12 protein-coding genes and 1 tRNA gene are annotated in these 13,905 nt (G+C 49.1%); 5 read left to right on the top strand and 8 right to left on the bottom strand.

Annotated elements, in window-relative coordinates; translation table 11 throughout:
• The first annotated feature begins 396 nt into the window (after positions 1 to 396).
• The 4 genes from NG833_RS14745 (at position 397) to NG833_RS14730 (ending at position 3,673) form a co-directional block, all read left to right on the top strand.
• A complete protein-coding gene (locus NG833_RS14745; protein WP_254566043.1) occupies positions 397 to 804 on the top strand; it encodes a hypothetical protein in 408 nt (135 codons plus the stop codon).
• A 98-nt stretch (positions 805 to 902) separates the two neighbouring features.
• The gene (locus tag NG833_RS14740) at positions 903 to 1,142 is read left to right on the top strand and encodes a hypothetical protein (RefSeq protein ID WP_254566042.1); all 240 of its coding nucleotides are present in this window, start codon (positions 903 to 905) and stop codon (positions 1,140 to 1,142) included.
• A 229-nt stretch (positions 1,143 to 1,371) separates the two neighbouring features.
• Complete coding sequence (locus NG833_RS14735; protein ID WP_254566041.1) at positions 1,372 to 2,127, top strand: hypothetical protein; 756 nt, start codon at positions 1,372 to 1,374, stop codon at positions 2,125 to 2,127.
• 487 nt (positions 2,128 to 2,614) lie between these two features.
• The gene (locus tag NG833_RS14730) at positions 2,615 to 3,673 is read left to right on the top strand and encodes a serine/threonine protein kinase (protein ID WP_254566040.1); all 1,059 of its coding nucleotides are present in this window, start codon (positions 2,615 to 2,617) and stop codon (positions 3,671 to 3,673) included.
• A gap of 397 nt (positions 3,674 to 4,070) precedes the next feature.
• On the opposite strand, the gene NG833_RS14725 is transcribed toward NG833_RS14730, so the two are convergent.
• The 8 genes from NG833_RS14725 to NG833_RS14690 all read right to left on the bottom strand — a co-directional run bounded on the left by NG833_RS14725 (position 4,071) and on the right by NG833_RS14690 (position 13,503).
• A complete protein-coding gene (locus NG833_RS14725) occupies positions 4,071 to 5,348 on the bottom strand; it encodes a tetratricopeptide repeat protein (protein ID WP_254566039.1) in 1,278 nt (425 codons plus the stop codon).
• A 44-nt stretch (positions 5,349 to 5,392) separates the two neighbouring features.
• On the bottom strand, positions 5,393 to 5,620 hold the full coding sequence (locus tag NG833_RS14720; RefSeq protein WP_207089244.1) for a ferredoxin family protein: 228 nt from the start codon (positions 5,618 to 5,620) through the stop codon (positions 5,393 to 5,395).
• 313 nt (positions 5,621 to 5,933) lie between these two features.
• Entirely contained in the window at positions 5,934 to 9,065 is a 3,132-nt protein-coding gene (locus tag NG833_RS14715; RefSeq protein WP_254566038.1) for a PAS domain S-box protein, read from the bottom strand.
• Between the two features lie 91 nt (positions 9,066 to 9,156).
• Complete coding sequence (locus NG833_RS14710) at positions 9,157 to 10,392, bottom strand: ATP phosphoribosyltransferase regulatory subunit (RefSeq protein ID WP_254566037.1); 1,236 nt, start codon at positions 10,390 to 10,392, stop codon at positions 9,157 to 9,159.
• Entirely contained in the window at positions 10,389 to 11,339 is a 951-nt protein-coding gene (locus tag NG833_RS14705; RefSeq protein ID WP_254566036.1) for a tetratricopeptide repeat protein, read from the bottom strand. The genes NG833_RS14710 and NG833_RS14705 overlap by 4 nt, the downstream gene beginning before the upstream one ends.
• 272 nt (positions 11,340 to 11,611) lie before the next feature.
• Positions 11,612 to 12,439: an inositol monophosphatase family protein gene (locus NG833_RS14700; protein WP_254566035.1), complete on the bottom strand. Its 828-nt coding sequence runs from the start codon at positions 12,437 to 12,439 to the stop codon at positions 11,612 to 11,614.
• A 54-nt stretch (positions 12,440 to 12,493) separates the two neighbouring features.
• Positions 12,494 to 13,018, bottom strand: a complete 525-nt coding sequence (locus tag NG833_RS14695) for a thermonuclease family protein (protein WP_254566034.1) — start codon at positions 13,016 to 13,018, stop codon at positions 12,494 to 12,496.
• A 116-nt stretch (positions 13,019 to 13,134) separates the two neighbouring features.
• Positions 13,135 to 13,503 (bottom strand): 2Fe-2S iron-sulfur cluster-binding protein, encoded by a 369-nt coding sequence (locus NG833_RS14690; RefSeq protein ID WP_254566033.1) that lies wholly within the window; start codon positions 13,501 to 13,503, stop codon positions 13,135 to 13,137.
• 266 nt (positions 13,504 to 13,769) lie between these two features.
• Between NG833_RS14690 and NG833_RS14685 the strand changes: the two genes are divergently transcribed.
• A tRNA-Ser gene (locus tag NG833_RS14685) sits at positions 13,770 to 13,856 on the top strand.
• Positions 13,857 to 13,905: the final 49 nt, after the last annotated feature.

Genomic DNA, 13,905 nt, shown 5'->3' with positions numbered 1-13,905 from the left:
CCTCCCTTTCATGTCCCTCCCCTTTCATGTCCCTCCCTTTCATGTCCCCCCCCTTTCATGTCCCCCCCCTTTCAAAGGGGGGGTTAGGGGGGGATAAGAGCTAGGGGCGAACCGTACAACTCCCATTTCCAGAAAAAATTCACAAACGGGGCAGGAAAAACGTCTTATTTATAGAGGCGCAATTTTTCCCCCTTTGTTATGCCCGCCCCTGTGAAAAAATCTCTGGCTGGAAAAATTCACAAATGGGGCAGGGAAAACGTCTTATTTATAGAGGCGCGATCGAGCAGGGGTTGCCCTTTATCCTGATGAAATTCAGGACTCCGACAGGTGACGAGGTTTTCTGCTCATCTAGCAGTCTTGTTGTCTTGGCTTTTTAATTAACGAGGAGTAAATGTAATGCAATTTCTGAAACACAAATTAGCAGTCGATGGCAAATACAAAATATTTATTGTTGCCGTAGTAGCGCTTTTTGCTGTCAATCTATGGATGCAGCCAGCTTGGTCGGCTCCTAGTTTCAATGACAGCAATATTCAGAATGATACGAATGACCTGGTAGAAATTTTTATCCAAGGACAACCCGAGGGAATACAAATCCAGAAAAATAAACAAGAGGGCGGCATAAATGGAATACTGGATAGCCTAGAATTCGATTCAAACTGGGCGTGTGACAATCAGGACAACAACACTCAGTTCCAAAACGATCTAGTTACCATAACTCTAAATGAAGGAGCAGGAGCAGTTGAGGCGACATTGACAAGCGAGCAGCATGAAGTTGTTTTAGGATGTCATGCCTGGCAGAACTAAGTTATCCAAATCCATCGGGACGAAATGCGGCACGCCAAATTTCGTCTTCCCTCCCAATCGACTGTTCATTTAATTCTCAAAAAATAGAGGAATCAATCATGCTCGAATCAACGAATCAACCGAACAAAATCCCCATCGACAACGAAGGGGAACCGGAGGCAAAACTTCCCTATTCGCCACCCAAACTGTGCCAGCATGGGAAAATCAATGAAGTAACTTTAGCTACAAGCTCCGGATTGGCTGGTGATAGTGGTATCTCACCGTTTAATCTGGATAGTTCCTTGCATTTATTATGGTATCTACCCCTTGGGGTTTTGGGCGCGTCAATGTTTTGTTAATCGGGGACGTAGGGAAACAATGCCTCTAACTCGAAAAATAAAGATTGACTTCGAGGGATGACCAAATCTATGCGCCAAAGATGACTCTAGTATTTCGCAAAATCATTACATCTTTCTGGCGACAGATTTCGATAATCGTCTTAAGCATATAGACGATATAGACGACGAAAGTTACAAACTACAACTCTCTATAGAGTTGGAACATATAACCGTTCCATAAGGAGGACGTATGAGCTTTTTCTCAGTAATTACGAAGGTTGCCAAAATTGGCGGAGCCATTCTGACGAAGATCGGTGAAATGGAGTCACTTAACAATCCTGAAAATAAACCTCCCAATGTAAAATTTGGGGATGTGACGTGGATATATGACCGGGAAAAGGGTTCCACTCACGCGGCTAACTTCGATAGTGGTGAATCAGTCATTTCTTATTCTTTGACTAGCAATGATGGTGTCCTGAGTACCTTGGTTCAGCCTATAGAGTATGGACAAACTTATGATGCCACTTCCGATCTCAATGAGTTTGGCAACGGAGAAATCAGCATTGTCCCCGGTCAAGAAGACAGCGAAGCTTTGGGAAACCCTCCCACCCGTAAACTTCTATCTTACGTTGGTACGTTGTTTATTGGAAAAGTTGCTTTAACTCGCAGTATTTCCTTTGAAAAGACCGACAAGGGTTTTAAGATAGACAGCCCGTTTCAGTTTGATGAAGTTTCCGTAACCTACAAGGACAAAGAAGGCAACGACTTTACGCTGAATGGTAAAGTCAATCAGAAAACAAGCGATAGCAATGACAATAGTTGTGTCGCTGAAATTCCTTTTCCGAATGGCAGTAGCCATGAACTCCCTTTGAGTAACTTGAGTATCAGTATTACCATGCCCACTCCGGCTTTCATGGAAATGACTCGCGAAAACCGCTTGCGGCTTAAAAGTGTAGAGGAAGTCCCCCTCCTCCAAAGCTTTTTACCTTCCAATTCATCGAACTAATCGAAGAGAGCGGTAGGGTGTGTTAGGCGCTGTTCAATTATTTGACATTAACCTAAATGTTAAAATTCAGCGCCGTAACGCACCTAGCAACTTAAGTCTAAGGTGGGCAAAATTATTTTATTCCGAATAATTCTGGCTTCGGATATCATTTGCCCACCCTACTAATGATGAACTATATTTGAACCGAAAGCGATCCTCTGTCCCCCCCCCCGGACAACTTGCGGATTTATTCCTCTGTCTCCCCCCTTTCAAAGGGGGGTTAGGGGGGGATTACCAATGTCTCCCCCCTTTCAAAGGGGGGTTAGGGGGGGATTACCAAAGGGGGGGATAAAAAAGGGGGTTAGGGGGGATAAGGGGCCGGGGGGATCGAAACCACAGAGACACAGAGGACACAAAGAGAGATTCTGTCGGTCGAGAATGTCCTAACTATCTATTGCAGTGCAATAGTAAAATTATTTAATAATTTAAAGCAAATTTTAATTCAATCTTGAACCAAATGTTTTTCTATCAAATTTACGGCATTACCCTAAGCAGCAACCGGCAACTGCCCGGTTTAATGGCCATTTCACCCGCCCCAACAGATATCGAATTTGAATTAACAGAAACCGGCCCGGTTGTATCGCCCCAACCTGCCACTGGCTGGCAAATAAACAGGGAGCAAAAACCCGACGGCACTTACGAACTTTCCTATAGCGGCAACGGAATGGTCGAGTTCCAAATTTCCCCCTCGCGCCAAAAAATTTCCGCCCGAACCAACTTGCCATTACCAGAAGTCACCGCTATTTTACTCGGTGCAGTATTGGGTTCTGCGTTGCGCTTGCGGGGGACAGTTTGCCTGCATTCCAGTGCGATCGCCGTGGGAACCCCTGGCTCCCCCCGGACAACAAAAAATTATGACCCTGGCTCCCCCCTTTCAAAGGGGGGCGGGGGGGGGATAAAGGGGGGCGGGGGGGGGATAAAAAAAAGGGGAGGAAACCAGGCGATCGCCTTAATCGGCGCCAAAGGGGCGGGAAAATCTACCACTGCCGCCGCTTTTGCCAAACGCGGATACCCAATTCTGGCCGACGATGTAGCAGTCCTCACCCAGAAAGACAACTCGTTTCTCGTCCACCCCGGATATCCCCGTCTGCGCTTGTGGCCGAATGCCGTTAACGCCGTCTACGGGTCAGAAGTCGGTTTATCCAGAGTGATGAGGCAAATCGATAAACGCTATGTGGAGTTGAATGCCGAGAATGCCGTCCAGTGGCGGTTTCAGGCGCAACCGGCAAATCTTGCCGCTATTTATTTCTTAGAACCGCGCCAGTTAGAGTTAGCAACTCCGGCGATCGCGCCAATTCCCAGTAAAATTGGTTTAATGATGTTACTCGGGCATCGCTATCCCCACTTTTTAACCTTAGACCGCGATGAACAAGACCGAGAATTTGCCTTTTTGGGAAGTTTGGCCGCTGCGGTTCCTCTGCGAAAAGTCGATCGCCCCGATGAACTGACGAAACTGCCGCAAATTTGCGATGCTATTCTTGACGATCTGAAATGTGTTTGTTGTTAGTTGTTGCTTGTTAGTTATTGGTTCTTTGTCGTCTCGCTCCAATAAGCAATAAACAATAACTAACAACCAACGAGCGGATCTAGAAAAGCAAAATCTACGCCTTGTAGTTGAGCACAAGCCCGATCTCGCTGAAGCGCAACTATAAACCACAATAGAAACCGGGTTTCTGTTTCAGTCAAGTCAAGAGAATTTCGCTAAAAACGAGAGAAACCCGGTTTCTTTTATTTATCTTTGCGGAAAACGACTTCAGTCGTTCTCTTCTGTTCAACGTCCCGACTGAAGCGCCTGCTTGGGGACTGGGGCACAGCATCCAAAGGGGCGTGATGAAAGCTGACGCTTTCATCACGCGGTAACGACTGAAGTCGTTACTACAAACTTTCTCCTCCATCTCCCCCATCTAGTGGGACAACAAGCCGATCGCCTGATTATTCGCCTCGATCGCCTCGGAATAGCGGCCTAGTTTTTGCAAAACTACCCCTTTATTAATCCAAGCATCGCGAAAGTCGGGTTTAATTTCTAAGACTTTATCCCAACTGGTTAATGCCTCTTCTAACTGATTTAAACTCGATAGAGCAATCCCGCGATAAAACCAAAATTGCACATCATTGGAGTTGAGGGCGATCGCCTGCTCTAAACTGGTTAATGCCTCTTCCCATTGGCCTAAATTAATCCCCAAGGCTAACCCTTTATTATACCAAACTTCCGGATTGTCAGCCTTTAATTCTAAAGACTTATTCCAACTGATTAATGCCTCATCAATGCGTTCTAAATCGTAAAGGGCATCCCCGCGCGCACCCCAAGAAAACCCATCATCTGGGCGAAGTTCAATGGCGCGATCGTAAGCCGATAGAGCATCTTCAGCTTGTTCTAAATTAAACAAGGCATTGCCTCGATTCATCCAAGCGCCAGCATGAGTGGGTTCGAGTTCAATCACGCGATTAAAGGCATTCAATGCGGCGCGATCGTCCCTTGCTTCCAGCCGTTCCACCCCTCGGGTAAACCATCCGTTCACATCCAAAGGTTCATCCAGGGGTTGAATCCCCAGAGGGGTTTCTGGCTCTTGAATCGTCCCCAACTCATCCAGACTCACGGCTAATGGGGGAGCCGTTTCTAAGGGAGCTGATTCTGCTCCTAACTCCGGTGTGGCTTTCTCAGAACTCTCTACCGGATGAGATATGTCTGAGAGATGCAACTGCGTTGACGCCGTTGGAGTTTCTGTCGATTCAGCATTCTGTGGCAGTTCCTGATGTTGAGTGGGTGTGGGGGTGTGAACGTCTGAGGGTGCTTCTTTTGCCAATAACTGCGTTGCAATTTGACGAGCAGCGGTGCTAACTTCCCCATATCCAAGTTCCCCGAAGCGCTGCAATCGGCTTGCCAATTCGTGATTATTGGCGGGAGAAGCCAGTAAACGGCCCCCAAATTGCCGTAACCAAGCACTCCAACGCTCATCAGTCACGCGATCGCGAAACGCTTCAAAAAATCGCCGCACCTTAACTTGCTGCCAACCTTTATGAATGCCATCGAGCAACTGGAGAAAATAATGCTCTAATTCGGAATCACTTAGGGGGTGAATGTCTCGTCTCGGTTCCAACTCAGACTTCTGGGATGAACTGTTGAATCCGCCCACAATCGCCCGAAAGAACCTAACTAATTGTTGCCAAATCCGCCCAATCATGTGCCACCTCTGTGATCGAATGCGATCGCCATTTCACTCCTTTTTTATTGCGGCGTCTGCTGGAGTTCCGGTCGTTCTTCCGCGATGATCGCCCCTTCTACCGGGCAAACTTGGACACAGATGCCGCAGTCAATACAAGTGGCAAAATCAATCCAATACCAATCGGTCCCCTTAACATTTTTCCCCGGACCCTCATGAATACAGGCAACGGGACAGGCATCGACACAATCAGCGACGCCTTCGCAGGTGTTGGTTACTATGGTATGTGGCACGGCGTTCCCTCTCTTACAGCTTAATTTCGAGTCCAGATAGACACTGAGCTCTCAATCTTGAATTTTAATCGAAAACGGGACGGCATGAGCAAAAACCCGCACCCTCAAGGGTGGGGCTACAGGAACAAAGCCTGCCTGCGCAGGCTACAAGGGAAAACCGACTGTTACCAACCGGATTGGGTATAATACGGAATCCGGTTGGTCAAAGTAGGTTTTCGCTTTTAGCCCGCGCAGGCACCGCTTCGTCCGCAAGTGCCCCAGGCTTAAGCCTGCGGGTTTTCACAGACCTTTAACAACCGGATTGGGTATAACACTAGGAAGCAACCACTTCACAGGGGAGGACTACGGTAAAACGGGACCCGCACAGGGGTTCGCTTTCTACGGAGATTTCCCCCCCCATCATTTGACAGAAGCGTTGACTAATGGCGAGTCCCAATCCGGTGCCCCCATACTCCCTTGTGGTCGAGGCATCCCCTTGCATGAAGGGTTTGAACAGATGCTGCCGTTGTTCGGGGGTAATGCCGATGCCGGTATCGGCGATCGCAAACTGAATCCAAGCGGAGGATGTTCCGGTAGAGGGAATTGCCACTTTTGTGGGGCAAAAGAGGCTCACAGTCAGGATGATTTGACCGCTTTTAGTAAATTTGGCGGCATTGCTGAGAAGATTAAGCAGAATTTGACGAACTTTCGTCAGGTCAGCATACATCATTCCCAAGTTGCGATCGCACTCCAGCGTGAGCGTATTATCATTTCGTTCCACCAGGAGTTGAGCGGTACTCACCACATTTTCAATCAACTCATCAATATTAAAATCCTCCAAATACAAATCCATTTTTCCGGCTTCGATTTTGGAGATATCCAAAATATCATTAATTAACACCAGCAGATGATTTCCTGCGGTGCGAATTTTCTCCAAATCCGGAATCAAATCCGTATAGCCAAAATCATCGGCTTCTTCTTGCAGCATTTCGCTATAGCCAATAATCGCATTCAGGGGTGTTCTTAACTCATGGCTCATATTTGCCAGGAACATACTTTTAGACCGATTGGCCGTTTCCGCAGCATAGGCAGCCTCTTGGAGGGCGAGTTGTGCTTCCTTGCGATCGCTGATATCCATCACCGTGCCAATGCTTCTAATGGCTTGTCCGGTGGCATCGCGAATCACTTCCCCTTGAGCGCTCAACCAGCGCAATTCGCCCGTGTCCAGGCGAATGCGTTGTTCAATTTCAAACCGTTCTGAGGTGGAGGAGAGAATTTGGGCGATCGCCTCCTCAACCCGATTTCTATCATCCGGGTCAATCGCTTGCAAATAGGTCTGATACTTCCCATCAAACGAACCCGGAATGAAACCATAAAGCGCTTCCATTTCATCGGAACCTGATAGTTTATGATTGAGAATATCCCAATCCCAGGTTCCCATGCGAGCCGCAATTAAACATTGGCGGAGTCGGTCTTTGCTGGCTTTCAAGGCAATTTGAACCTGTTCCCGATGAGTCACCTCAACTTGCAGGCGATCGTTGGCTTCTTTTAAAAATGCCGTGCGTTGCGCCACCCGTTGTTCTAATTCATCTTTAGACTGTTGCAGCGCCGTTTCTGCACGCTTGCGTTCAGTAATATCGCGACTAATCCCGATGATCCCGACAATTTCCCCATTGGGATCAAAAAAGGGAGTTTGGATGGTTTCCAGCCAGGTTTTGCTCCCATCAAACTGGTCAAGTTGCTCCTCCATTCGCAACAGTTTGCCTTCCGCCAAAATGCGTCGGTCAATTTCAGCACAAGTTTGGGCAGCCTCTGCCGGAAACAGTTCCCGATCCGTTTTGCCCAGAATTTCGCTTTCCTCGCGGGCCGCAAAGAGTTGAAAGGCTTTATTCACCCGCTGATAGACGCTTTGTCTATTTTTATAAAAAATTAAATCAGGAATCGAATCGATTAAAGACCGGAGTAAAGCCCGTTCTTGTCGCAGGGCTTGTTCTGTTTGCTTGAGGTCGGTGATATCAATTCCCACACAAACTGCTGATTTTCCCTGATTGTATTTTTCAACCCCTACCAGATATTGGCGCAGGTTTCCTTCAATATCTAGGCCAATTTCGGCGGTAGTTTTATGGAGAGAACTTTCAAAAAATTGCTGTAAAAAGTTGGGGAATTCTTTGCGAGTTTGCAGAAATCCCACTGGGTGATTGACAAACTCGGAAGGCGATCGCCCAAAGAGATTCGCCAGATAGCGGTTGACTCCGAGGTAGCGCAAATCTGACCCAATCCAAGAAACACATCCAGGGACCGTATCTAACACCGCTTGCAGGCGATCGAGGGCTTTTTCTAAGTTGAGTCTCGCTTGAGCGCGATCGCTGGCTTCTAACCCCAAGGCGACACAATCAGCTAGGGACGCGGCAAAGTTTTCCTCTTCTACCCGCCATTGGCGAGGAGGGCCAATATGTTCCAGACAGACGACCCCCACCATTTGTCCCCCCACCCGAATCGGTGCATCTAACATGGAGGTAATCCCCAAGGGAATCAGATAACTGGGAGTAAATTCCCGGGTTGTGGGGTCTTCCTGAGCATCATCTGCCGCTACAATTCGTTCCTGTTCAATGGTTTGAAAATACACCGGGTAATCAATGGCGGTGAGTTCGATTCCGGCAGAATGTTTCTGAGGGGACCGTTCGTATAGTTCGATACAGCGAATAGCACTGTGGTCTGGCGTATATAACCAGATACTAGCCCGTTCTACGTTTAAGGTTTGGGTGACCGCAACAGTGATTTGTTCCAGGGAGGCTTGCAAATCCCCCTGATTGAGGCTGGGACTTTTGGCCAACTCGGCGAGGACCCGACTATATTGACGCAGGCGATTCTCCCGTCGCCGCAAGGAGGCTTCAGCGCGTTTTTGTTCGGTAATATTGCTAAAGGTACAGAGGACCTGTTCGACTCGGCCATTGGGGGCGATTTGCGGATTGGCATGAACCAGCAACCATTTATCGCAATCGACCTCCCCGTTACAGTAGAGGAGAGAGTCGGAGATGCCATTGGGATTGGGGGTGAGTGGAGAATGAAGCCCGATGCCGATGATTACTTGAGTGGGGGATTGAGTGGCGATCGCCTCCATCACGGGACATTTCCCCGGTGCAAAGGGGGTGCAGTCTTCTTGTAACAGATGAGGATTGTCATCGAATAAGGGCTTGCCGATGACGGCTGTTTCATCCAGATTCAGGAGGGTCAAGGCAACGGGGTTGGTGACGAGGACCTCGGCTTTAGGTCCAGTCAACACGACCCCGACATCCATCTGAGCAATCAGCTTCAGGAACTGAGTTTCCCAGGAACCCGGGTTGTCCCCGCTGGGGTTGGGGGACCGGAATTGGCGAGCGATCGCCAGGAAGAGTCCTGGAATCACTCGGCTAATCCCGATGCCGATACCGATGCCGATGGTGAGCGAAATCGCAACCCAAATCATGAATTAACTCCTACAGATTGATTCCATTTTGGGGGGTTCCTCCCCCTAGGAACACACCCTGGATTCGTTAGATGCTCTGGTTACTGGTTGGTTATCCGACGATTTCGATTTCGGCGTTCCCATCCCCTTCAATCCAGGCAATTTGGGAAATCCGGCGATCGCGTGCATATTGGCGAACCGCTGACGGACTGGAGTGGGGAGACAGATCCAGTTCTACAGGGAGATACTCCCCATTCTGACGCAGGGTTTGCGCGTGAGCAAAGGCAGCCGCATAAGCACGAGGACTGGTGGGGACCACTAAAGTCTGAGTGGCTGGAGTGGTTGTCGGCAGTTGACCCGTCTGTAGCAGAATTTGATGTAAGTTTTCCAGCTTAAGGGCAAAGCCAATCCCTGGAATCATTTCCCCTTGAGGGTGATAGAGACTTAAGAGGCGATCGTAGCGCCCTCCCTGGCCGAGGGATTGCGGACCGAACTCGGTTTCGCTGACGACTTCAAAGACGATGCCGGTATAGTAATCCATCGGTTGAATCAGACTCAAATCCAGGATCGGGGCGACAGTTGTGGCCCCGTTGCTGGCAGAAGATTCGTCTAACAAGTCAATTAAGGATTTGAGATTTTCCAGGGTTTCCCGTTCCCCGGGTTCCAATTCCAATTGACCCACCCGCTGCAAGACATCTTCGGGACGACCCCGGAGATCTAACAAAAAGAAGGCCCGTTCCTGCTGTTCTGGGGTTAAGGGGAGGGCTTCGAGGGTGAGACGATCGAGCTGGGCGATCGCCTGCCGGACTTTATGTTTCAGGGGGTCGGGGAAAGTCCGCAGTAAGGAGCGAGTTAACCCCGATTCCCCTAAAATCAGCCGCCATTGGTGCAGTCCCAGACTCTGCAAACAGTCCTGCAAGAGCAATAAGATTTCTGCATCCGCCAGCAATCCCCCCACTCCCAGCAGTTCTACCCCGGCTTGATAAAATTCCTGCTGGCTGCCGTGGGAGTTGTTTTTGCCCCGACGAAAGACATTGGCATTGTAATAGAGCCGTTGGGGAAACGTCGTGTCTGCCATGCGGGTGACAGCCGTGCGGGCGATCGAGGCGGTGAGTTCGGGACGAAGGGCCAAGGCGCTATCCTCCTCCCGTTCCTGAAGTTGGATCACCGTTGACTGGGCGATCGCGCCTCCAGCCATCAGGGTATCTAACCGTTCTACCGTTGAGGTAATAATCCGGTGATACCCCCACCCTTCAAATACCGGGCGCAGCCGCTTTTCTATCCAGCGTTTCTGGGTCACGTCAAGGGGCAGTAAATCCCTAGCCCCGGCTGGAGGTTGATGAATCATTTTTTCTTTTTTCCACCCAACAAATTACTGAAGAAAGCCGCGATGGGAGATTTATTATCTTTTTCTTTCGCGGTTTTTTGAATCTGCTTTTGCAGTTGTTTTTGCGCGTCTAAAGCTGATTCTTCTTTCGGATTCAACTTCAGGGCTTGATTAATATGAACTTTAGCCAAAGTAGCCTGATTCTTCTTCAGATACGCTTGGCCCAGCAATCCATGAGCCCGACTATTTTTAGGTTGAATTTTCAACCCTTCTTTTAACTCATTAACTGCCCCATCAAAATCTCCCCCGGCGAGAAAGTTCTCCGCCCGACGGCAATAGTTATCGATTTTTGAGGGAGCGGATGTTTCAGTGTCTGCCGTTGCTTCCCCTGCCACAGGTTTTTGAGTTGGACTCTCTTCGGCTTTCTTTTTCCCAGGAGCTGCTTTAGCCGCTTTTTTATCCGCAGCCGGTTTGCCCACGGTTTCCCCTTTGCTTTCTTTGCGTTGCAGGTAGACTAAATTGAGTTCGCTGATTTCTCCAATTCTCTCCAGGGTTTGACTCAGGGTTTCATAGGCCTGTTTACCCAGTTTGGCGACGGATTCTTGATAGTCCGTTTCCAGATTTGGGGAAGTTAATAACTTTTGAGCGGTTTCGCTCTTGAGCTTAACTTTATCTTTTTCCTGAACCAATCGTTTGCTCATCATTCCCAGCAAAACACCATGTTCAGCCCGACTGCTGTCGTTGGTAAGTTTGCTGTAAGCCGGATTTGCCAATTTTGACAAAAGTTGAGTGGCGAGTTTTTTATCCGCCGGACTTTCGACTTTAGAACTGTCTGGATGAAGTCGCCTTGCTATGAGCATATAGCGTTTGCGGATGGTATTAAAATCCGCATCCAGTGGTACCCCCAAGATGGCATGGTGGTCCTCGAAATCAAATTGAAATAAGCCTTGCTTGATGTTAAAAGACATAGTAATATGCCCATCCCCTGGCTGTAACCTTATCTTTAGTGTACTTCGCCCTTGTCATTGCAGGGCGATCGCTATCACCATTCGGCGTTGATACCTTCGGTGTGCTTTCGGTGTGCTTTCATCCTTTGCCCCCACAACCGGGACAGGGGCGGTCAATTGGGACCGGAAACCCCTCCCGAACGTCCTGACCCCTCAAAAAGGCGATTCGCGAATCGCCTCTACATAATTTAGGGTTGATTTTTCAAATCTGCCTCAATCCTGTTCACCTGAAATTAGGTATTCGCCCACCGTTCTAAGGGTTTAACCTGGAGAAGTTCCTGACTGAGACTCTCGTGCAGTTTCCCATTGGTGGCTAAAATTCGTCCCGATTCGATTTTCCAGGGACTCCCGTCATAGGCGGTGATTTTTCCTCCCGCTTCCGATAAAATCACCACCCCAGCAGCCAAATCCCAGGGAGATAGCCCGCGTTCCCAGTATCCATCCAAACGTCCGCAACTGACGTAACAGAGGTCAATGGAGGCGGATCCGCTACGCCGGACTCCTTGGGTGAGATGAGTCAGGTGACAAAATTCGGCATAGTTATTATCAGGGGTTTCCCGGCGATCGTAGGCAAATCCCGTGACTAATAAGCTGTTTCGCAATTCTGCGGTTTCAGAGACGCGAATCGGTTGCCGATTCCGGGTGGCTCCCAATCCCGTCGCTGCCCGAAATAATTCGTTATGGAAGGGGTCAAAAACGACTCCCACTTGAGGGATGCCATCAATCAACAATCCCACAGAAACGCCAAAGGGGGGATATTGATGGGCAAAATTAGTGGTCCCGTCCAAGGGGTCGATCGCCCACAGATACTGGCTGCTACTATCTCCCAGTTTGCCGCTTTCTTCGGCGAGGATGCCATGTTCGGGAACGTGCCGTCTGAGAACCTCTAAAATGGCTTTCTCCGAGGCTTTATCTGCGGCAGTGACGAGATCCCCGGGTCGTCCTTTTTCTTCGATCGCATTTAAGTTCCCCCAGTAGGATTGAACGATCGCCCCGGCATCGAGGGCCGCTTCGGTGGCAATATCGAGAAAGATTTGGAGTTGTTTGGGGGTATGACTCATGAAAATTTTAAGATTGACAATTGAGCGTTGAGCAGAAGAATTTGAACTCAGGATTTAGGGCCGGTTCTGACGAAAGTCACTGGGATGCACGCGCAAGGGGGTCTGGGAATCCCAAATTCCCTCTCCCATAATTCTGGCCTGTTCTTGCGCCTGAGTAAAGCGGCGATCGTATTTGAGGTTGGGCGATCGCATCTGTGCCAAAACATATCCCCCGGCAATGAGTTCTTCATTGACCAGTTTCCCATCCCGCCAGAGATAAGCCAATTGGCGATCGTATCCGTCTTCTTTCTCTATATCCCATTCTAATAACAGGGTCTGCCCCTCAATCAGCCGTTTGAGTTGCTGCTTTGCCGCATTTCCCCAAGGATTTTGCTGCAAATCCGGTGCCTCAATGCCAATTAACCGGACTCGTTTGACCGCACCTGATGCGCTCAAGTCCCGCACTTCTAAGGTGTTGCCACTGATCACCCGCTCAACCCTGACTTGTACCTGTTCGGAACGAACCGGGACTGAACAACCAACCAGGAACAGCAGTCCGATCCAGGATACCCAGGACTTCCGCAGATGTTGAAAATCCACCCTAAATGTAGAGGCGATTCGCGAATCGCCTCTACATTTAGGGCTGAATGTTAAAGGCTGGGTAAGTTCTTTACTGGACAACGGAAAATTGTCAGAGATCCTGCTTCCCATCTCGTTTAGTCCTCGTCTAAGGGCAGTCCAAACCGGACTTTGCCTTTGCCAAAGTAGCGCCCAAATTGCAGGTAGTACACTTCATCTTCATCTTGGGTTTCTACTTCTAAGTCGGAACGGGGATAGCTGACACAGAGGAGGGCATATCCGCGATCGCGCAAGGCTGGCGAGAGTCCCATTGCCTCCGGTTGATGCAATTCTCCCGAGAGAACGCGCACGGCACAGGTGGTACAAGCCCCATTCCGACAGGAAAACGGCAGGTCAACCCCTTTGTTTTCACAATGTTGGAGGATATAGCGGTCTTCGGGGACTTCAACGGTTTGGCTGCTGCCATTCTGACGATTGTGGATGGTGATGCGATAAGAACGGGTCATGGTGGGGTTCGGTAATAAATGCAGGATTCGACCAAAGGATCTAATGCTTAGGTTACGCTATCTTTGATATCCGGATCTACTGACCCCCCGGCTTGGCGATGGTGACTTTATTTCCCAAACCCTTGCCCCTCGGTCATTTTCGACCCTCGAACCCTGTCTGAATTCCGGGATAAAAAATTTTTTTCCAAAAAGGGTTTGCAAAACCGAATGGGTTCTGCTAGGATATGATTCTTGTGGGTATAAATTTGCATTAAACCCATTGCTCTGGAGAGGTGGCCGAGCGGTTGAAGGCGCAGCACTGGAAATGCTGTTTAGGGGTAACTTTAACGAGGGTTCGAATCCCTCCCTCTCCGTTCTCACAGAACGGACATTGAAAAGAAAAAGAAAACCAGCGATCCGGCG

Source organism: Oscillatoria sp. HE19RPO, assembly GCF_024220515.1.
Taxonomy (GTDB): Bacteria; Cyanobacteriota; Cyanobacteriia; order Cyanobacteriales; family Laspinemataceae; genus Laspinema.
Note: the sequence above shows the minus strand (reverse complement) of the source record. Positions and strands in the feature narration are given on the sequence as shown.

Coding starts and splice junctions, on each gene's coding strand:
- NG833_RS14690 (WP_254566033.1), bottom strand. CDS start 13,503: ATGACCCGTTCTTATCGCATCACCATCCACAATCGTCAGAATGGCAGC.
- NG833_RS14740 (WP_254566042.1), top strand. CDS start 903: ATGCTCGAATCAACGAATCAACCGAACAAAATCCCCATCGACAACGAA.
- NG833_RS14700 (WP_254566035.1), bottom strand. CDS start 12,439: ATGAGTCATACCCCCAAACAACTCCAAATCTTTCTCGATATTGCCACC.
- NG833_RS14745 (WP_254566043.1), top strand. CDS start 397: ATGCAATTTCTGAAACACAAATTAGCAGTCGATGGCAAATACAAAATA.
- NG833_RS14735 (WP_254566041.1), top strand. CDS start 1,372: ATGAGCTTTTTCTCAGTAATTACGAAGGTTGCCAAAATTGGCGGAGCC.
- NG833_RS14715 (WP_254566038.1), bottom strand. CDS start 9,065: ATGATTTGGGTTGCGATTTCGCTCACCATCGGCATCGGTATCGGCATC.
- NG833_RS14725 (WP_254566039.1), bottom strand. CDS start 5,348: ATGATTGGGCGGATTTGGCAACAATTAGTTAGGTTCTTTCGGGCGATT.
- NG833_RS14705 (WP_254566036.1), bottom strand. CDS start 11,339: ATGTCTTTTAACATCAAGCAAGGCTTATTTCAATTTGATTTCGAGGAC.
- NG833_RS14710 (WP_254566037.1), bottom strand. CDS start 10,392: ATGATTCATCAACCTCCAGCCGGGGCTAGGGATTTACTGCCCCTTGAC.